This window comes from Bacillus sp. SRL543 (assembly GCF_984799205.1).
On the sequence record NZ_OZ481794.1, the window covers coordinates 4,658,847 to 4,677,895 of the forward strand.

Sequence of the window (19,049 nt, forward strand, 5' to 3'; positions counted from 1 at the left end):
ATTTTAAAATAATAGTGAGGAGATGTTTTCATGGCAGGAAAAAGAATTGACCACGTCGGGGTAATGGTGAAAAACATAGAGAAATCGATAGAGTTTTATAAAAATGCTGTCGGCATGGAGCTGAAGGCTGAAGCCCCCCATTCAAACGGTATCATCAAGCTTGCCTTCCTTGGCTTTAGCGGAAATGAAGAAACAGAGCTGGAGCTGATCCAGGGCTATAATGATCATCTCCCAGAGGAAGGAACAGTCCATCATTTTGCGATCAGCACCGATGATGTGGAAGGAGAATTCACCCGGCTCAAGGAGCTTGGAATTGAACTCATAGACCAGGAAATCACCACCCTTCCGAACGGATATAAGTATTTCTTCTTTTACGGGCCTGACAGGGAATGGATTGAATTTTTTCAGCGGTAACTTTAATTACAGAATGGGCTGGGACAATTCGGCACTTTTTTAGTCACACTGCCATAAAAATTTAAAAGCCCTGTTGATTGGAGTGCAAGGCACGCAGACTCCTGCGGGATCGCAGCGGCAATGCTGAGACCCCGCAAGAGCTTGCTCTGAGGAGGCTCAACTCCGCCCCGCGGAAATCGAAGTGCCTGGAACGCAAATCAACAGCCCCCATAATTGGTGCAAACTTGCCCAACTAATTTTAGGAACCCTGTTGATTGGAGTGCAAGGCACGCAGACTCCTGCGGGAGATAGCGGAAAAGTTGAGACCCCACAGCGCGCAGCGCGAGGAGGCTCAACTCCGCCCCGCGGAAAGCGAAGTGCCTGGAACGCAAATCAACAGCCCCATTATTGATGCAAACCTGCCCAACTAATTTTAGGAACCCTGTTGATTGGAGTGCAAGGCACGCAGACTCCTGCGGGAGATAGCGGCAATGCTGAGACCCCGCAGGAGCTTGCTCTGAGGAGGCTCAGCGTCGCCCCGCGGAAAGCGCAGTGCCTGGAACGGAAATCAACAGCCCCTATATCAAACAAAAATAAACTTAAAAAGCTCTGCCGTTTCCTTTCTCCGAAACCAAAGAGCAAAAGTTCAGCTTTTGTGCCTTTTATTATTCGCTTCCCGAAACAAAAATGATATGATGAAAGAAAAAGGCTTGGAGTGATTTTAGTGAAAAAAGACCTGATTGAACGCCTGGTTTCGTATGCAAAAATGGATACACAGTCAGATGATAACAGCAACACCTGCCCTTCCACCCCCGGACAGCTGGACCTTGCCAGAAAGCTCGTAGAAGAGCTTAAAAGCATCGGCATGGAGGATGTGGCAATGGATGACAACGGCTATGTTATGGCCACCCTCCCTTCCAATACAGATAAGCAGGTGCCTGTCATCGGCTTCCTTGCCCATGTGGATACAGCAACCGACTTTACCGGCAAAAACGTCAGCCCGCAGATTACTGAAAATTATGACGGCGGCGATATTATCCTGAACGATTCTTTACATATTGTCCTTTCGCCGAAGGATTTTCCAAGCCTGAAGCAGTATAAGGGCCATACACTGATCACAACTGACGGCACTACCCTTCTCGGGGCCGACAATAAGGCAGGAATCGCTGAAATCATGACGGCGATGGAATACCTTATCAAACACCCTGAAATCAAGCATGGGGCCATCAGGGTCGCTTTTACACCAGATGAGGAAATCGGCAGGGGTCCGCATAAATTTGATGTAAAAGCCTTCAATGCCACTTATGCTTATACAATGGACGGCGGGCCGATCGGTGAGCTCCAGTACGAAAGCTTCAGTGCGGCGGGAGCCAGGATCACCATCAACGGCACCAATATTCACCCTGGATCTGCCAAAGGCAAGATGGTCAATAGCATCAAAATCGCGATGGAGCTGCAAGGCAGCCTTCCGCAGGAGCAGGCTCCTGAGCTTACAGAGGGTTATGAAGGCTTCTTCCACCTTGGCTCATTCAAAGGAGATGTAGAAAAGACAGAGATGAGCTATATCATCCGTGATTTTGACCGGGCAGAATTCGAGAATAAAAAAGAGCTGCTCGAAAAAGCCGTTGCTGCCCTGCAGGAGAAATACGGAAAAGAGCGCGTCCAGCTGGAGCTTAAGGACCAGTACTATAACATGAAAGAGAAGATTGAGCCTGTCATCGAGATCGTCGACATTGCAGGAGAAGCGATGAAAAAGCTTGATATCGAGCCGCAGATCCTTCCGATCAGGGGCGGCACTGACGGTTCCCAGCTTTCCTATATGGGGCTTCCGACACCGAACATTTTCACAGGCGGCGAAAACTATCATGGCAAATTCGAATATATTTCGGTTGATAATATGGAAAAAGCAGCGAATGTTATCATAGAAATCGCAAAGCTGTTTGAAGAGAAAGCATAATGGCAGGACGGAGATCTAATCTCCGTCTTTTTTGTTCTCCCTTAGCTTGAAATGACCGAAGCACATTCACAGGGTACATTTTTTCAAGAGAATGTGTAAATACTTTTAGTATGGGTATAGGAATATGGCGTATTGTCGAAAAATGCGCCAATTCAGGCTTTTTAATACAGGGGGTTAAGACAGCGACACTATGGACATCTACTTTGAGCAATATGATCAGCTGAACATCAGACAGAGATGGGGCCGCCCCACTCAGAGAATAAATAGCATCACTTATGATTCCCGAAATGCGGGCCCTCAGTCGGTCTTTGTCTGCATGGGCGGCGAAAATCATGACGGCCATGCCTTCCTGGAAGAAGCCATAGCGAAGGGGGCTGCAGCCCTTGCAGGAGAGAATGCTGCCATCCTCGAGGAATTCAGCCGGAAATATCCGGAGCTTACCTTCATCCAGACTGAAGATGCACGGGCTTTCCTTGCCCATTTATCCATCATATTCCATGGAGAAATCCATGAAAAAATACATACAGTCGGCATTACCGGCACAAACGGCAAAACAACTGTTGCAGCCTTCGTAAAATCGCTGATGACAGCACTCGGCATCCCCTCCGGTTCTATTGGCACCAATGGGGTGCTTTCATCCAAGGGGCAGGTCCGCTTTGTCCAGTCCACACCGACTACCCCGGAGGCAAGCGACCTGCATGCCATTTTTGCCGATTTCGCAAAACGCGGGGACCAGCTCGCCGCGATGGAGGTCTCATCCGTTGCCATTGAGCAGCAGCGGACCGCCGGAATCAACTTTGATGTGGCCATCCACACAAATCTGTCGCCTGAGCATCTCGAATTTCACAAAAGCTTTGAGAATTACAAGCAGGCGAAGCTGAAGCTGTTCCGCCAGGCAAAACGGGCAGTGGTGAACCTTGACGATGAAGGGATGGGCGCTGATATCATCCAGGACTTCGGGGGCAGCCTCCTCACCTACAGCCTGAAAAAGAATTCCGCTGCAGATGTAAAAGCTTCAAACATCAGGGTGACGAACGATGGGACAAGCTTTGAATTGAGGCTTGGAAACGGCTCTTATATTGTCCGGACGCCTGTATACGGCAGCTATAATGTGGCCAATCTTCTGGCAGCCATCTGCGCTGCCATGCACCTTGGCTTTACGATCGGACAGATCATCGAGGCCCTGCCGCGCGTTGAGAACCCGACAGGCCGCTTCGAGGTGCTGCAGGAATTCGGCCGGAGGAAGATCATTATTGACTATGCACATACGCCGGTCGCCCTCAAAAGCCTGCTGAAGGAAGCGAAAAAACTGCAGCATAAGCGAATGATTGTCATGATCACAGGAATCGGAATCAGGGATAAAGCGAAAATGCCGCAAATGGCAAAAGCTGTCGAGAATCAGGCAGACCAGGTAATCGTATCGGTCGACCATCCCGGTTTCCTTGACCCTTGGGAAGTGGTCGGCCACGTTATGAAAGGCTTCTCCAACCCTCATGCCGGGAATATCCTGCAGGAGCCGACGCGGAGGGACGGCGTGCTCGCAGCATTATCTGTCAGCGATGAAGACGATTTAATCCTCCTTACAAGCGGCTGCATTAATGGGGCTCAAATCGTCAAAGGCGAAAAAATCCCACATTCTGATAAGGAAATCATTAAGGATTATTTCCGGAATACTGAAGAAAGCGGGAATCTTGAACGCTATGAAGCGTAAAGGACAGGCAGGCCTGGTGCTGGCCTGTTTTTTTCGGTTCCTGACACATAAAAACAGCAAAAAGCCGGGAAGCGCGCACACAGCATGCACTCCCCGGCCAGGCCTTAATGGATAAAACCGTCAAAGAACTCCAGCACTTTGCGGTAAACTTTAATTTCGTTGTCTTTCTTGGAAAAGCCGTGGCCTTCGTCGTCGAGGACCATGTACTCGACTTCCCTTCCCTTCTCCTGGAGCGCTGCGACAATCTGGTCGGATTCCGCCTTGACGACCCGCGGGTCTTTGGCTCCCTGGATGACGAGCATCGGTTTTGTCATCGTGTCAAGATAAGTGATCGGTGAGTATTCGACCAGCTTTTCCTTGTCTTTGACCGGATCGCCGACCCATTGGTTCATAACAGGCTTCCAGTGCTCAGGAACCGATTCGATGAAGCTGAACAGGTCGCTCGGGCCGAAGATATCGACAACAGCTTTGAAGTACTCTGGATGCCTGCCGTGCAGGAGCAGGGCCATATAGCCGCCATAGCTTCCGCCCATGAGCAGGAGCTTCTCCCGGTCTGCATAGCCGTTCTTGATGAGCCATTCAAGTCCTTCAATATTATCCAGGCGCGGACCATAGCCCCAGTCGCCTTCGACCATCTTCATATAAGACAGCCCATAGCCCGAGGAGCCCCTGAAATTCGGCGCAAAGATGCTGTAGCCCCTGTGGACGAGGAACTGGAACAGCGACCGGAAAGACGCCCTTTCTGCCGCCTGGGGGCCCCCGTGCGGCCAGAGGATGACGTGGCCGTTGCTGCTTTCCTCCTTCGCCCTGAAGAAGAGTGCTTCGATTTCCAGTCCGTCATAGGAAGGATAGCGAAGGATTTCAGGCTCGGACATTTCCTCTTCACTGACACCAGGCACCCGGTTATTGGTCAGCTGTGTCCATTCGCCCTTTTCATATTTATATATATTAGGAGGGGTGACTGCAGACCTTCCCAGCAGGTAGATGTTTCCGGACTCTGCCACTGACAGCCCGTCGATGGTGCTCGCCGGCAGCTCCAGCTGCTCTGCTTTGCCTTCCTCAAGCCCATAGCGGTAGAGATGGTCCTCTACCCCTTTCTGGCTGCTGATATACAGAGCGCGGGCCTTTTTATCATATTTCAGCCCTGAAAAGTCCTCCCCATCGAGCGAAAGCATTTTTGTGAATTCGTTTGTTTCCAGGCTGAATTTAGCTAAATAGGATAAATCCTCTTTATAGTTGGTTACAAGATAGATATCGGATTCCGAAATAAAGACTGCATCAGTGACTGTATGCTGCGGCTCTGCCTCCGGCGTCAGCAGCACTTCCTTCTCCCCATCCCATGCATAGGCAAGCGAGTACGTATTCGCGAACATCCTGCCAAAGACAAAGCGCTTCTCATCAGGACTCTTTGCGGTCAGGAAGGTGGCGGCATCCCGGCCGTGAAGCAAGACCTCTTCTTCCCCCGTCTCCATGTTATAGGCGTATGCCTTCAAAAAGGTGGCATCTTCCTTGCTGGACGTATAATAAAGCGTCTTTCCGTCCTTGGAGGCAACCAGTCCCATATGCCGGGCATTTTCATGCGTGCGGATAGGCTTTAACTCACCGCCGTTCCTCGGCAGGGCATAGATCTGGCCGTTTTCATCGCCGTCCGAGTCTATGACAGCAAGCAGGAAGCGGCCTTCTTTATCAAACTCGATTTCCTCACAGCTCTGGTTCTGGAAACTTAACGGATAAGGATAGAGATTGGGCAGATCCATCGCCCATAGATTGTATTTTCCGTTCATGTTTGTGCTGAACACAAGCTGCGATTCATCCGGGCTCACAGCAAATGTCTGGATGCCAAAGGTTTGGAAGAAATATTCAACATCCGGTTTTGAAAAAGACAGCATTCTTGTTTCCCCCTTCTTCTCTCTTTACTGGATACGGCAGTGATTCTGTATAATAGATTTGCCGGCATCTTTATAGTATTCGGGAAGAAAGGCCGGAATCCCTATCTTTTTGCAAGAATTTTCTTGAAAATAGAGCTGAAGGAGGCGTTTTTGATGAAACATATCAAATTCTATCAGGTAGATGCTTTTACGGAGCGGGCTTTTGGCGGCAATCCTGCCGGCGTGGTTCCGGATGCAGCATTCATGGAAGAGCAGGAGATGCAGCTGGCAGCAAGGGAATTCAATCTGTCTGAGACCGCTTTTCTGTCTCCGTCTAAACACGAAAATGCGGATTACAGGATCCGCTATTTTACACCTTCCTGTGAAATTGATTTCTGCGGCCATGCGACCTTAAGCGCTGCCTGGGTCATGGCGTCTGAGTTGGACTGGCTTGAAAAAAGCAGCCAGATCCGCTTTGAAACCAATATCGGCATCGTACCGGTCACTTTCCAGACAGACAGGGGAAGGCTTCTCTCTGCAGAGATGACTCAAATATCACCGAAAGTAAAAGAAATAGAATATGGCCTGGAGGAACTGTCCCGGATGCTTGGCGTTTCTTCTTCCGACATTGACGTGCGCTATCCTGTCAGGCTGGGGTATACAGGGAACTGGCATCTTCTCATCCCCCTTAAGACGAGGGAAGCAATCGATCAGGCAGACCCCGAGTTCAGCATGCTGGAGGAGCATAACCGCCGCTTGGGGCTTGCCAAGACGCATTTATTTACTTTTGATGCTGACGGTATGGAGTATGATATCTATACGAGGGATTTTGCACCGGCTGCAGGGATCAGGGAAGATCCTGTCACAGGCTCCGCAAATGGCGCCCTTGCCGGCTATTTGATGCTCGAGAATATTCTTGAACAGAAAAAAAGCCATAAGCTCGTCATTGGCCAGGGCCATGCAGCCGGCAGGCCCGGGCTTCTTGAGGCGGGCATCAGCTCAGATGGGGAGAACATCCGGATTACAGTCGGCGGCAGAGCGGTAACTGTGATCTCCGGAACACTGGCCTTTTAAGCATCCCTCTCCCTAAGCCCGGACTGCCTCCGTTCCGGAGAACGCCTTAAGTCTCTCCAGGTCGCCGCTCTTCACAAGGAAAAGGAAGGCCCTCATATTGAGCGGCAGAAGCTTTTCGGTACCTTCGTCTACCCAGCTGTTTAAAAAACGGTTCAGTTCACTGAGCCACCGAATCTTTTCATCAAGCCCCATCCGAGAGCCGGCAAACAGGATGCTTCTTCCCGTTGTCAGCTCTTTCTTTAGGTATTTTGCTTTTAACAGATTACGCTTCTTTTCATTCTCTGCGTATCGGTGGATGATTTTCACCGATTCTTCAAGCGTTTTATAATAGTCCCGCGGCTGAACCTGGATGACGCTCGCATGCTGCTTATCTTTGTGATTGACGACATAATAGCATGGATAGTCCGCCAGGATTGAAATGCCGCGGGCCAGGATATAGGCCTTTACCATGAATGGCTGGTCCTCTGCTGTGCAGATGCCCACCGGGAAGGTGATATCACTCTCAAGCAGAAAGCTGCGGCGGAACATTTTTGTAGGGCCGATCGCTTCGAGCACATTTGATTCATACACATTGGTGAAAGGTTTGTTTTCTGAAAACATAGACTTGGCAACCCACCGGCCATTCACTCCTGTAAATTTTCCCACAATAATATCAGAGTGGTTTTCATTCCCCATCCCATACATCCGCTCCAGTGCCTCAGGACCCAAATAATCATCCGCATCGACAAAGAAGATGAACTCCCCGCGGGCCCGTCCCATAATCGTGTTGCGCGGGGCGCCCGGCCCTCCTGTGTTCTCCTGATGGATGACTGTAATATTGGAATGGGAGCCTGCATAGCAGTCGAGCACACTTCCCGAGCTGTCGGTCGACCCGTCATTCACCGCAATAATCTCGATGCTCTCCTGCTCCATAGACTGATTCAGAATCGATTCCAGGCATATGCTGATATGATTGGCAGAATTGTAGACCGGAATCCCGACAGTTACTTTGATTTGGCTCATAAGGGCTCCCCCTTTACTATATACGTATAATTTTTTACATCTTTTCCCTCCTTCACCCCATCCCCAAACAGGAATATGATGGAAATCCCTCTCCTTTAAAATCAAACAAAAAAAGGACCTACTTTTTAGGCAGGTCCAATGCTTGATAAGCAGTCTGGTATTTTCCTCCGTCTGCAACCTCTGCATGGTACAAGGCTTTAAGAGCAAAGTTTTTTTCCAGCATATGCTCTTTTTCGAGTTCTTTTAAACGCAGCTGCAGTTCTTTGTTCTGCTTGACCAGCTGCTTCATTTGCGATTTGAAAAATTTCATGTCCCGAGCTCCTTTTGCCGGTTTTGTCAGGCAAGTATAGCACAGGGCGGCACAAATGAGAAACAGAGCCGGAGTGCTTATTTCTTTTTCGCATGCTTTCTCATATCAAAGGCGACGGCGACAATGATGATGGCGCCTTTTACGATGAATTGAATGTAAGGGCTGACGCCAAGGAAAGCAAGGCCGTAGTTGATGATCTGGAAAATCAGTACGCCGGTGATGACGCCCGGCACGGTGCCGATACCGCCTGACAGTGAAACCCCGCCGACCACACAAGCCGCGATGGCATCCAGTTCATACATATTTCCTGTATTATTCGTGGCACTTCCTACACGCCCGGCTTCAAGGGTGCCGGAGAAGCCGTAAAGAAGGCCGGCGATCAGATAGATCAAGATGATATTTCTTGCGACGTTAACGCCTGAAACCTTTGCTGCCTCAGGATTTCCGCCGATGGCATACATGTTTTTCCCCAGCTGTGTTTTGTTCCAGACCACCCAGATGATGATCGAGACAACTGCTGCATAAATGACAAGGTATGGCAATTCATACTGGCCGATCGGGATCCCCCGCTGGGCGAATGTCGTAAAGCTCTGGCTCAGTCCGCCGATTGGCTGGGCGCCGTATGGCGGGCGGTCAAAATAGATTGAAGTGACTCCGTAGACGCCGATCATCATGCCAAGGGTGGCAATGAAAGGCGGTACATGGAACTTGGAGACAATAACACCATTCAGTGCCCCGAACAGGCCAGTAACGGCCATGGCGATCAGGATTGGCACGATGATTGGCAGCTCAGCCAGATTCGGATACATTTTATAGGCATAGTCTGATGCCTGCAGCATCGAGGCTGACACAACGGCAGCAAGACCCACAAGCCTTCCAGCCGAAAGGTCCGTCCCCGCTGTGATCAGGATGCCTGCTACCCCGAGGGCAATGATGATCCTGGATGAAGACTGGCTCAGGATATTGATAAAGTTCGTGATTGATAGAAAGTCAGGTGAAGCGATGATGATCCCGATGACGAGCAGGACCAGTACAACATATATGACATTGTCGACGAGCCATTTGGCTGCATCGAATCTTTTTTCAGCTTTGTTCATGTGTGTTTCCTCCTAGTACATCGCAGCGAGCCGCATGATTTCTTCCTGTGAGGCTTCTGCAGTATCCAGTATCCCAGCCAGCTTCCCGTTGCTCATGACCATAATCCTGTCGGTCACGCCCAATAGTTCCGGCATTTCGGATGAAATGAAAATGATTCCCTTTCCTTCTGCTGCCAATTCGCTGATCAGCTGGTATATTTCGAATTTGGCACCGACATCAATTCCCCGCGTCGGTTCATCCAATAGCAGGATCTCGGGCCTTGTGAGGAGCCAGCGGCCGATGATGACCTTCTGCTGATTCCCTCCGGACAAGCTGCCGATGGATGTTTTCTGCGACGGTGTCCGGACATTCATGCTGTCTATGACCCATTTGGTATCCTCAGCCACCTTGCCGTCTGAAAGGAAGATGCCTTTCCGGTATTTCTTCAGGTTGGCGATGATAGAGTTGAAGCTGATGCTCAATTCCGGGAAAATACCCGTCGATCTTCTTTCCTCCGTAACGAGTGCGAAACCGTTCTTGATGCTATGCTGCGGGGAATGGTTATGGACTTCCTTCCCGTGAAGCTCAACCTTTCCTGACTTCACGCCCCTCATGCCGAACAGGGCTTCCACTACCTCGGTCCGCTTTGATCCGACCAGCCCGGCGATGCCGAGGATTTCTCCCTTCCTCAATTCAAAGCCGATATCAGAGAAAGAATGCTTTGCTTCAGCTGTGAGGCCGGTGACCTTTAAAATGACCTCTCCCGGCTTGTTGAGCTTTTCCGGGAACCGCTGTGACAGATCGCGCCCGACCATGAGTCGGATGATTTCGTCCGTTGTGAGCTCCTCGGCGCTCTTGGTCCCAATGTACTGGCCATCGCGCATGATCGTCACTTCGTCAGAAATCTGGAGGATTTCCTCCATTTTGTGGGATATATAGATGATGGCAACATTTTCGCTTTGCAGCTTTTTAATGATTTTAAATAAATGATTCACTTCTTTTTCTGTCAGTGAAGAGGTCGGTTCGTCCATGACGATGATCTTCGACTGGTAGGAAACCGCTTTGGCAATCTCAACCATCTGCATCTCTGAAACGGAAAGAGAGCTTACCTTGCTGGACGGATCGATGCGGATGTCCAGGCTTTTAAAAATGGCTGCCGTATCTTCATACATTTTTTTCTCATCAATGAAAATGCCTTTCTTCGGGTAGCGTCCAAGCCAGATATTATCCATGACATTCTGCTGGCGCACCTGGTTAAGCTCCTGATGGACCATGGAGACCCCGCTTTCAAGCGCCTGCTTCGAACTGGCAAACGCCACCTCCCGGCCTTCGAGGAAGATCTGGCCTTCGTCCATTGAATAGATGCCGAAAAGGCATTTCATCAATGTTGATTTGCCTGCACCATTTTCCCCCATCAAGGCATGCACCGTGCCTGCCCTCACTTTGAGGGAGACATTGTTCAGGGCGATGACCCCGGGGAATCTTTTTGTTAGATTTTTCATTTCCAGCAGCACTGCTCCGTTTGTTTCCGGCATGAGTGCACCTCCTTGCTTGCCCTTCTGCATGTGCCGGCGCTGCCTGTAATGGCTGTCCGGCTATTTCCTGTAAAACAATGAGAGACCCGCACAGCAAGCCCCCCATTGTTGTTGGCAAAACTCTTTTAATCTATTATTCCGTTGCTGCTATAAGAATCAGCGGTTCTTACTTATAAGCATTCTTGCCGACATCGATGTTATCTTTCGTAACTTCTACGTAAGGAACGCGGACAGCTTTGGCTTCATCAAGCTCCCATTCCGTTCCGTCAAGCACATCCTTGCCGTTTGCTGCATTGACAGCAAGATCGACGGTTGCTTTCCCCTGATTCTTCGCATCATTCAATACGGTTCCGACCATTTTGCCGTTTTCAATCATATCCAATGCTTCCGGAATAGCGTCAACGCCTACGACTGGCATGAATTTGTCTCCAGAGAAATAGCCTGCTTTTTCAAGAGAAGAAATTGCTCCTAGTGCCATGCCGTCATTATTGGCGATGACGAATTCAATCTGGTCGCTGTATTTTGCCAGCCAGGCATCCATTTTTTCGGTTGCCTTCGTTGCATCCCACATGCCTGTATCCATTGCCAGTTCTTCTGTTTCAATGCCGATGCCGTTGACTGTGTCAACCGCATATTTGGTGCGGGCTTCAGCATCCGGGTGGCCCGGCTCGCCTTTAAGGAGTACATACTGGATTTTGCCGTCTCCATTTTTATCCCAGGCAGCTTCATTCGCTTCCCACTGCTTGGCAATCAATTCACCCTGAATCACGCCTGATTCGGAGGAAGTCGTTCCGACATAGTACGCTTTGTCATAGCCTTTCATTACCGCTGCATCCGGCTCTTTGTTGAAGAAGATAACCGGCAGGTCCTTAGCTTTTGCTTTATCGATGACAGTCTGTGCCGCTTTTGGGTCAACCAGGTTGATCGCCAGCGACTTTGCCCCTTTGGCAATCAGTGTGTCGACCTGCTCGATCTGCTTTGCCTGGTCGTTCTGCGAGTCATTGAGCATCAGATCAGCCTTGTCTTTTGCAGCATCCTCCATCGCCCGCCGCACATAGGACATGAAGTTATCATCAAATTTGTAGATGGTTGCTCCGACAGCCGGAAGTCCATCTTCCTTGCCGGAATCCCCTGAACCGCCAGTCGAGCTGCTGCAGCCTGCAGCCAGCAGGATGCTTGATGCAACTGTAAGTGATACCAGTAAACCTTTTTTCTTTTTCGCCATTTTCTAATCCCCTTTTGGTTTTTAATTTGTAAGCCCTTACATAAATAGTAGCAGGATAGGGGGAAATTCATCTTTGGAAAAACTAGCATTAAATTGTGATTTTCTAGATTATTTTGTGAAAGCGTGTTCAGGATAAAAATCTTGATGATATTTGAATTGCCAAAAAGGGCTTCACTTGTAAATGGGGGTTGATCTCCGTTCCAGGCACTTCGCTTTCCGCGGGGCGGCGCTGAGCCTCCCTCATGAAAACGACCGTTTTCTTATAATTGCTTTGTTTTACTCCCATTTCATCTCTTGACTATAAAGAAGGGGGACGGCGTAGATGAACATTTTCATCCAAATTTTTAAGAATTTGGAAGTGGACTTTGCGTCTCAATAGACCGGATATATCAATTACCAGTTATAGGAAGTAAATTGATAATCGCACCTTTGGATCTCCACTTACGACATGGTGGTGGACCCTCCCATTTCTCTCGGCGTCTATGCGCGCAAATTCCTTCGTTCGACCTAGCCATGTGTGGATGCCGGATATGCTCCTCGGGTGGGTCTATGCCCTAATGCTCGGAATGGTGACCGGCTTATCCGTGCTTCTTCTGTCTTGATTTAGAAACAGTATAAACAAACAATACAAGAAACGGAATTTGATTTAAACAGCTACCTGTACATCAGAGAAATGTGGGATATCATGAATCATGCGTTCTTCACTGAAAGAACACTCCCGTGTTCCAATCACAAACAGGATTTTGATCAGCTTACGGCCTAAGGCAATGTAGGACTGTTTCCCCGTTAGAGGGTTTTTAGCCCTGTTTTTGTAGTGATAATGGAGGGCTTTGAACCCTTTATTGTGACAGGCCAGCGGGCGGGCGACTTGATACAGAATGGCACGCAGTCTCCGCCTTCCGCGTTTGGTAATGGTTGTCTGCCCCTTGTGCTTGCCGGATTGGTTCATCTTCAGGTTGAGTCCCGCTAATTTAATAATTTGGCGTGGATCTCGGTAATTTGAGAGGTCGCCAACCTCGGCAAAGAAGCCAACGACGGTCATAGACCCGATGCCTCTGATGTCCATCATCCTCTCCGCCCCTGGAACCTGCCGCACCAGCTCCTCCAATTCTACTTTAAGGTCTTGGAGGCGTTCTGATAACCAATGATACTGATCCACAAGATATAGAATCTCCTTGCGGGCCATCCGGAGACCAGTGGTCATTCCAACGCTTGAGGCGGCCGCCTGCTTAAGGCGGGATATCTTCGACATTGGAGTATTCTGGGCCACCGGCTTTACTTCTTTAAGAAGTTCTTCTTCTGTCTTTTGCTGAATATCTTCGGGCAGATAACCGCACTTCAAGAATTGTAGCGCTGCTTTGCCGTTCCATTCTTTAAAGACTGTTAAGAATTCAGGGAAATACCGATCCAGCACATTATGCATTTGTGCTTTAATCGAAGACAGGTCCTCTTGAATCATGTCAAACAGTTTGATTCCTTCACGAAGCTCTGCATATAACCCCTCAGGTAAGATAGGTTCATGATAACGGCCCGCACGTATGACCTGGGCGATTACTTTGGCGTCCTTCGTGTCATTTTTGGTGGGGGAATCATCATCCAGCTCTTTCGATTTTTTGACCTTCATCGGGTTTACAACGACGGTTTTTTCCCCTTTAGCTTTAAGAAAATAGGCTAAATTCAACCAATAATGGCCTGTGGGCTCCATGCCTATCATCAAGTTTGGACGACCTGTTTCCTGGCTTAGTTGCCTTGCCCACTGAAGTAAAAGGTTGAATCCTTCTAACGAGTTAGGGAAAACTAGCCGTTTGGATAAATCGATACCGCGGTCATCAATGGCCCGGGCCACATGATTGTACTTGGCGATATCGATTCCAATGATCAGTGTGTGTTCAGTAATTTGCCTAAGTCGTTCATTTTGTGTAATATCCATAGTAGAAGTCTCCCTTCGGTACTTAATTCGAGGTCATGCATGACACTCTCTATCGTACCAGGGGGACTTTTTTTATGCACATCGCAGAAATCCCGAAAAGTAACCCAATTACTTTATTACAGGAATGCTCCTCGTCGTACCTCCTGCGGGGTCTCAGCTCTGCCGCTGCAATCCCGCAGGAGTCTACGTGCCTTCCACTCCAATCAACAGGTTTTTATAATTCTTTGGGCATTCATTTGTCCCGGCTTTCACCCGGCATGTTTATTAATTTCAAAAGACGTGACAGCAATTTCTTTCCCATCTGCTTTTATAAAAAAAAAGACCCCTTATTAGAGATCCTTCAGCTTTCCTTGCGGTATTCGGTTGGTGAGAGGCCGGTGTGTTTTTTGAAGACGCGGCTGAAGTAGTTGGGGTCTTTGTAGCCGATGCTGTAGCAGATTTCTTTCAGGCTGAGGGCGCCTTCCTTGAGGAAGTGCTTTGCCTGCCGGATCCGGACGTCTGTGACAAAATCGATGAAGGTCATCCCGAAGCGGTCCTTGAACAGTTTGGAAAAATAAAACGGGCTCAACTCTACATATTCGGCGACCGTCTCAAGGGTGAGCGCCTCGGCATAATGGGCTTCGATATATTCCTTCGCTTTATAGAGCATATCTTTGGCATGGCTGTTCCGCCATGCCTGCACATGCCGGACAATGCGGAGGAGATGATTCTTCCCCTGCTCAAACAAGGCCCTGCTGTCATCAAAACCGCTGAGCTCGGGCGACTGCCTGTAATCGATGCCGAGTTCATAGAGCATTCTTGATACCAGCACGAACAGCTCATGAAGAGACCTGCGGATGTCCGCCGTTTCCTGCGCTCCAGCGGCATGGCTGCTCATAAAGCGGTCAAAGGCAGACAGGACATGGTTCACATCTGCCTGGCGCACTGCTTCAAGCAGCTCTTTCTCTGCATTAAAGACAGGCGGCGGGCTTCCTGCGGCGGATCTGCCCTGCTTTTCCCCGACTAAATAAGACCGGCCGGGCAGCTGGATGAGCTTTTGGAGGGCCAGGACGCTTTCATGGTAGGATTTAGTCAGATCCCGGGCCTCGTCATAGGGATGGCCGATCCCTGTCCTTAATTCCGCTTCCGGAAATTCCTTTGCGAATCTTGCAAGGAGCCTGTCCAGCACAGTTTGGGACTTGGATTTGAAATGTATTTTTTCAGTCGGTTTTTGGCAAAGGAACAGCACAGGAACCTGGTCTTCAACGAGAGGGCCGACCATTGCCTCCTGATGCTCCGGCAGATTGGAGAGTGCCTCTTTCAGCCAGCTGTACCACGCTTTTTCCCGGTCCTCTGAAGCTTCCTTCCCAGGCTTATGCTGATAGCTGAACAGCATGATATAGCCGGATAGAATCTCGGTGCCCAAGAGCCGGCCCCAGCTCTCAAAGGTGATATCCTGCACCTGGTTCATCATCAGGGAAGCGACCCATTCTTTTTGGGCAATGGATACCGCTTTTTCGAGATTTTCCTTGAGGCTCCGCTCTTCCTCCCTTTTCCTGCGCTCTTCCATGATTTCACCGGCCGCGCTTTCAAAGGCAGCGGTGATATCCGCCTTAGAGCTTGGCTTCAGGATATATTGCTTTACACCCTGCTGCATCACCTTCTTGGCATATTCGAACGTATCAAAAGCCGAAACCATGATAAAGCGTGTTTCCGGCCGGATTTTCCTGATTTCCTGAACAGCCTCGATCCCGTCCACGCCCGGCATTTTAATATCCATAAAAATAATATCCGGCTCATACTTTTCAGCCATTTCAATCGCAATCCTCCCGTTGGCTGCTTCCCCTACCACCTCGGCATGATTGAATGAGCTGCGGATCATTTTGGCTACAGCTTTTCTCTCCAATACCTCATCATCAACGACCAATACTTTGAGCAAGCTTTTCTCCCCCTTTGGCCATGGCTGGGATCACCAGCCTGAAAGTCGTTCCCTTCCCCGGCCCTGATTCGATCTCCACGACATGCTTTTTCTGATAAAACAGCTGCAGCCTTTTGATGACATTCCTGACACCGATGCCTGTGGAGTGCCCGTTTGGCTGCTCCTGGGGGCCATTCTCCTCCAGCCCCTCTGCATAGGCCAGCAGCCTTCTTTTTGCTTGCGGGTCCATCCCTGGGCCGTTATCGCTTACTTCAACAATAATCGCATCGCTTCTGCGGCTGATATCCAGGCGGATGACCCCATTTTCCTCGTACTCTTCCACCCCGTGTATGAAAGCATTTTCAATTAATGGCTGCAGGGTCAGCCCAGGTATTTCAATGTCCAGGCAGTCTTCTTCGATGTCTGCTTCAAAGCAGATCCGGTCTCCAAAACGCGTCTGCTGGATATAAAAATATTCCTTTACCACCCTGACCTCTTCCCGGAGAGTCGAGGCTTTATTCAAGTCCCCCAAGTTGTAGCGGAGAAGAGCCCCGACGGATTCAATCAGGCGCGAGGTTTCCTCGGCATCCTCCAGATAAGCCATTTTAGAAATCGTATTCAGTGTATTGAATAAAAAATGCGGATTGATTTGATTCTGCAGGCTCTTGAGCTCCAGCTCTTTCAGCAGTTTGTCCAATTCGGACTGCTGCTTGATTTCAATGACCAGCGTCCTGATATTTGTCCTCATTTGATTGAAGGTATCTGTCAGCAGCTTCAGTTCATCCTTGGCAGCCACTTTGATTTCCTCCCCTTCCAGATTGCCTTTTGCAATCTGCCTTGCCGCCTCTGAAAGCTTGGAAATCGGCTTGGTGATTCCTCCTGATATCCAGAAGGCAAGCAGTGTGCTCAAAAAGAAGGCCGCGGCAAAGAGGGACAGGGAAAGCATTTTATAATAGTGGTTCTGCTGCTCCATCTGCCTATAGAAGGAGCGGTAGTCGGTCAATTTATTATTTAAAAGGGCCAGTGTATTTTCCTGGAGAAACCCGCCGATCTTAAGCACCTCATTCAGATGGCCCGAGTAGGTGTTGATTTCATCCCGCTCAAAGGCTTCGAGCGAGGCATCTGTTTCTTCAAGGAAGCTGTCGATCATGTTTTTATAGTTAATGAGTGTCAGATCACTGGTATCCATAATCTCATAAAGCCTTTTCTGGTCATCCACAAGCTTTATTTTTTCCTGCTCATATTGGAGCAGGTAGGTATGGTCCTTGTCTGTGATATAAGCCTTCAGCTTCTCTGTGACAAGGCTGGTCCGCTGGGAGATATCATTAAGGAGCAGGAATCTTTCAAAGCTGTTATCATATTCAGTTACCAGCTTTTCGCTGGCTTTATAGAAAAACAGGCCGACAGAAGTCAGCAGGATGACAAGGACAATAAAATATAAGAGCAGCTTCGACCTGATCCTGAACAGCATATCAGTGGACCTCCCTGAGCTGTTCCTGGCTGCTGATCGGCAGGTCTGCTTTTCTCAGAATCTTTGTATCTGTATGGACGAGGGGCGGAACCTCCCTGCCTTCAAGCAGGTCGATCATCATCCGGACGGACCGGTAGCCCATCTCGAAAGGCTCCTGAACGACTGTTCCCTGGATGGTCCCTTTTTTCATGTAATCAATGGTTTCAGGAAGCGTGTCAAAGCCCATGATATAAATGTCTCCCTGCCTCTGCATCATCTCCACCACCTGGGCAATCCCGATGGCATCAAGGGCACTGGTTCCGTAGAAAGCGGTTACATTCGGGTGTTCTTTTAAAATCTGGTATGCCTTTTCTGCGGCCTTTACCCTGCTGATTTCCGATTCTTCCACATCAATGATGCGGACGTTCTTTTCGCTCCCGACCGCTGCTTTGAAGCCGTTCACCCGCTGAATCTGATGATTGGCATAGAAATTCCCGGTGATGATCGCCACTTCGGCTTTGCCGTCCAGATCTTTTACCAGAGCCCTTCCGGCCAGATAGCCGGCATAATAATTATCAGTGCCTATGTAGGCAAGGCGCTTGCTGTTGGCTGCATCCGTATCAATTGTGATTACAGGGGTTTTCTCGACCACTTTATCGATGAGAGGCGTGAACTGCTCATCGCTGAGGCCCTGGGTGATGATGCCATCAACCTTGGATGCGGCCGCCTTTTCAATCGTCTCCAGATGCTCATCGATGCTAGCCTGATTCGGACCGGCATATTCCAGGATGACGCCCGCTTCCTCCGCAGCCTTCCTGGCCCCTTTTTCAACAAGCCTCCAGTACTCATTATCCAGCTCCTCCGGCACAAGCACGAAATGGTAGCGGTAATCCTCAAGCTTGCCGGACTCCTGAGGAACATGATGGGCAATCACTTTGTAGCCGTAGAAAACAGCCATGGTACAGCTGATGGCAAAAAAGAAGCTAAACGATGTATAGGCAAACACAGACCATTTGCTCATGGCGGACAACCCTCTTTTTTTGGAATGGTAGATTAATAGGAATCATGGCGGTGCCTAAGTCTTGCTTAAGCGAATAGAAATATTATAACGCCTCTTTTTAAAAGGTGGTATAATTTTCAGAATTCTAAAGTGGATTTTCCCAATAATTGGTCCTATTAAAAGGAGTTAGCGCTATAATAGATTTAACAAAAATTTCTAAGGAGTGGTAGAAATGCGGGATTTACAAAAAATCAGCCAGATCGGCATCCCTGTCAAAAACATTGAAAGGGCGGTCCCTTTTTACAGGGACGTGCTGGGGCTTCCCCTACTGTTCAGCATGGAGACGATGGCGTTCTTTGAGTGCGGCGGACAGCGCCTGATGCTGAGCCTGCCTGAAAAAGAAGAGTTCGCCCATCCAAGCTCTGTCCTTTATTTTCAGGTGGAGGATATCCGCAAATCGTACAAGGACCTCGCTGAAAAAGGGGCAGGCTTTACAGGCAAACCGCATATGGTTGCCAGGATGGGGGAAACCGAGACTTGGATGGCATTTTTCCAGGACACTGAAGGAAATACACACGCCTTGACGAGCGATATCCCGGTGCAGCAATAAACCCGCCTTT

General features: G+C 49.3%; 15 protein-coding genes. 5 read left to right on the top strand and 10 right to left on the bottom strand.

Translation table 11 applies throughout. The features are described from left to right. Positions 1 to 30: 30 nt before the first annotated feature. The 3 genes from AC4E8B_RS23565 (at position 31) to AC4E8B_RS23575 (ending at position 4,061) form a co-directional block, all read left to right on the top strand. Positions 31 to 414: a VOC family protein gene (locus AC4E8B_RS23565; RefSeq protein WP_490215970.1), complete on the top strand. Its 384-nt coding sequence runs from the start codon at positions 31 to 33 to the stop codon at positions 412 to 414. 703 nt (positions 415 to 1,117) lie between these two features. After that, positions 1,118 to 2,350: a peptidase T gene (pepT, locus tag AC4E8B_RS23570; protein ID WP_490215972.1), complete on the top strand. Its 1,233-nt coding sequence runs from the start codon at positions 1,118 to 1,120 to the stop codon at positions 2,348 to 2,350. A gap of 190 nt (positions 2,351 to 2,540) precedes the next feature. Further along, positions 2,541 to 4,061, top strand: coding sequence for a UDP-N-acetylmuramoyl-L-alanyl-D-glutamate--2,6-diaminopimelate ligase (locus AC4E8B_RS23575; RefSeq protein ID WP_490215973.1), 1,521 nt, complete (start codon positions 2,541 to 2,543; stop codon positions 4,059 to 4,061). A 104-nt stretch (positions 4,062 to 4,165) separates the two neighbouring features. Here the strand turns inward: AC4E8B_RS23575 and AC4E8B_RS23580 are convergent, their stop codons facing one another. Next, positions 4,166 to 5,950, bottom strand: coding sequence for a S9 family peptidase (locus AC4E8B_RS23580; protein WP_490215974.1), 1,785 nt, complete (start codon positions 5,948 to 5,950; stop codon positions 4,166 to 4,168). A 153-nt stretch (positions 5,951 to 6,103) separates the two neighbouring features. Here AC4E8B_RS23580 and AC4E8B_RS23585 point away from each other — a divergent pair, with 153 nt between their 5' ends. Next, on the top strand, positions 6,104 to 7,003 hold the full coding sequence (locus AC4E8B_RS23585; RefSeq protein ID WP_490215975.1) for a PhzF family phenazine biosynthesis protein: 900 nt from the start codon (positions 6,104 to 6,106) through the stop codon (positions 7,001 to 7,003). A 12-nt stretch (positions 7,004 to 7,015) separates the two neighbouring features. Here the strand turns inward: AC4E8B_RS23585 and AC4E8B_RS23590 are convergent, their stop codons facing one another. The 9 genes from AC4E8B_RS23590 to AC4E8B_RS23630 all read right to left on the bottom strand — a co-directional run bounded on the left by AC4E8B_RS23590 (position 7,016) and on the right by AC4E8B_RS23630 (position 18,450). After that, a complete protein-coding gene (locus AC4E8B_RS23590) occupies positions 7,016 to 8,005 on the bottom strand; it encodes a glycosyltransferase family 2 protein (protein WP_490215976.1) in 990 nt (329 codons plus the stop codon). 118 nt (positions 8,006 to 8,123) lie between these two features. Continuing rightward, positions 8,124 to 8,315, bottom strand: coding sequence for a hypothetical protein (locus tag AC4E8B_RS23595; RefSeq protein ID WP_490215977.1), 192 nt, complete (start codon positions 8,313 to 8,315; stop codon positions 8,124 to 8,126). 77 nt (positions 8,316 to 8,392) lie between these two features. Continuing rightward, entirely contained in the window at positions 8,393 to 9,412 is a 1,020-nt protein-coding gene (mglC, locus tag AC4E8B_RS23600; RefSeq protein WP_490215978.1) for a galactose/methyl galactoside ABC transporter permease MglC, read from the bottom strand. Positions 9,413 to 9,424: 12 nt separating this feature from the next. Next, positions 9,425 to 10,927, bottom strand: a complete 1,503-nt coding sequence (gene mglA, locus AC4E8B_RS23605) for a galactose/methyl galactoside ABC transporter ATP-binding protein MglA (protein WP_490215980.1) — start codon at positions 10,925 to 10,927, stop codon at positions 9,425 to 9,427. 166 nt (positions 10,928 to 11,093) lie between these two features. Continuing rightward, entirely contained in the window at positions 11,094 to 12,152 is a 1,059-nt protein-coding gene (mglB, locus tag AC4E8B_RS23610) for a galactose/glucose ABC transporter substrate-binding protein MglB (RefSeq protein WP_490215981.1), read from the bottom strand. Between the two features lie 646 nt (positions 12,153 to 12,798). Further along, positions 12,799 to 14,082, bottom strand: a complete 1,284-nt coding sequence (locus AC4E8B_RS23615; RefSeq protein ID WP_490215983.1) for an IS110 family RNA-guided transposase — start codon at positions 14,080 to 14,082, stop codon at positions 12,799 to 12,801. Between the two features lie 340 nt (positions 14,083 to 14,422). Next, positions 14,423 to 16,000: a response regulator gene (locus tag AC4E8B_RS23620; protein ID WP_490215984.1), complete on the bottom strand. Its 1,578-nt coding sequence runs from the start codon at positions 15,998 to 16,000 to the stop codon at positions 14,423 to 14,425. Further along, positions 15,978 to 17,450, bottom strand: a complete 1,473-nt coding sequence (locus tag AC4E8B_RS23625; protein WP_490215985.1) for a sensor histidine kinase — start codon at positions 17,448 to 17,450, stop codon at positions 15,978 to 15,980. Before AC4E8B_RS23625 ends, AC4E8B_RS23620 begins: the two co-directional genes overlap by 23 nt. 1 nt (position 17,451) lies before the next feature. Beyond that, complete coding sequence (locus AC4E8B_RS23630) at positions 17,452 to 18,450, bottom strand: sugar-binding protein (protein ID WP_490215987.1); 999 nt, start codon at positions 18,448 to 18,450, stop codon at positions 17,452 to 17,454. Between the two features lie 211 nt (positions 18,451 to 18,661). Here AC4E8B_RS23630 and AC4E8B_RS23635 point away from each other — a divergent pair, with 211 nt between their 5' ends. Then, a complete protein-coding gene (locus AC4E8B_RS23635; protein ID WP_490215988.1) occupies positions 18,662 to 19,039 on the top strand; it encodes a VOC family protein in 378 nt (125 codons plus the stop codon). Positions 19,040 to 19,049 lie beyond the last annotated feature (10 nt).

What these genes read in the sequence shown, in the direction of transcription:
- mglA (WP_490215980.1), bottom strand. Translation starts at nt 10,927, where the DNA reads ATGCCGGAAACAAACGGAGCAGTGCTGCTGGAAATGAAAAATCTAACA.
- AC4E8B_RS23565 (WP_490215970.1), top strand. Translation starts at nt 31, where the DNA reads ATGGCAGGAAAAAGAATTGACCACGTCGGGGTAATGGTGAAAAACATA.
- AC4E8B_RS23585 (WP_490215975.1), top strand. Translation starts at nt 6,104, where the DNA reads ATGAAACATATCAAATTCTATCAGGTAGATGCTTTTACGGAGCGGGCT.
- AC4E8B_RS23635 (WP_490215988.1), top strand. Translation starts at nt 18,662, where the DNA reads ATGCGGGATTTACAAAAAATCAGCCAGATCGGCATCCCTGTCAAAAAC.
- AC4E8B_RS23630 (WP_490215987.1), bottom strand. Translation starts at nt 18,450, where the DNA reads ATGAGCAAATGGTCTGTGTTTGCCTATACATCGTTTAGCTTCTTTTTT.
- AC4E8B_RS23625 (WP_490215985.1), bottom strand. Translation starts at nt 17,450, where the DNA reads ATGCTGTTCAGGATCAGGTCGAAGCTGCTCTTATATTTTATTGTCCTT.
- AC4E8B_RS23580 (WP_490215974.1), bottom strand. Translation starts at nt 5,950, where the DNA reads ATGCTGTCTTTTTCAAAACCGGATGTTGAATATTTCTTCCAAACCTTT.
- mglC (WP_490215978.1), bottom strand. Translation starts at nt 9,412, where the DNA reads ATGAACAAAGCTGAAAAAAGATTCGATGCAGCCAAATGGCTCGTCGAC.
- AC4E8B_RS23615 (WP_490215983.1), bottom strand. Translation starts at nt 14,082, where the DNA reads ATGGATATTACACAAAATGAACGACTTAGGCAAATTACTGAACACACA.
- mglB (WP_490215981.1), bottom strand. Translation starts at nt 12,152, where the DNA reads ATGGCGAAAAAGAAAAAAGGTTTACTGGTATCACTTACAGTTGCATCA.
- AC4E8B_RS23575 (WP_490215973.1), top strand. Translation starts at nt 2,541, where the DNA reads ATGGACATCTACTTTGAGCAATATGATCAGCTGAACATCAGACAGAGA.
- AC4E8B_RS23590 (WP_490215976.1), bottom strand. Translation starts at nt 8,005, where the DNA reads ATGAGCCAAATCAAAGTAACTGTCGGGATTCCGGTCTACAATTCTGCC.
- AC4E8B_RS23595 (WP_490215977.1), bottom strand. Translation starts at nt 8,315, where the DNA reads ATGAAATTTTTCAAATCGCAAATGAAGCAGCTGGTCAAGCAGAACAAA.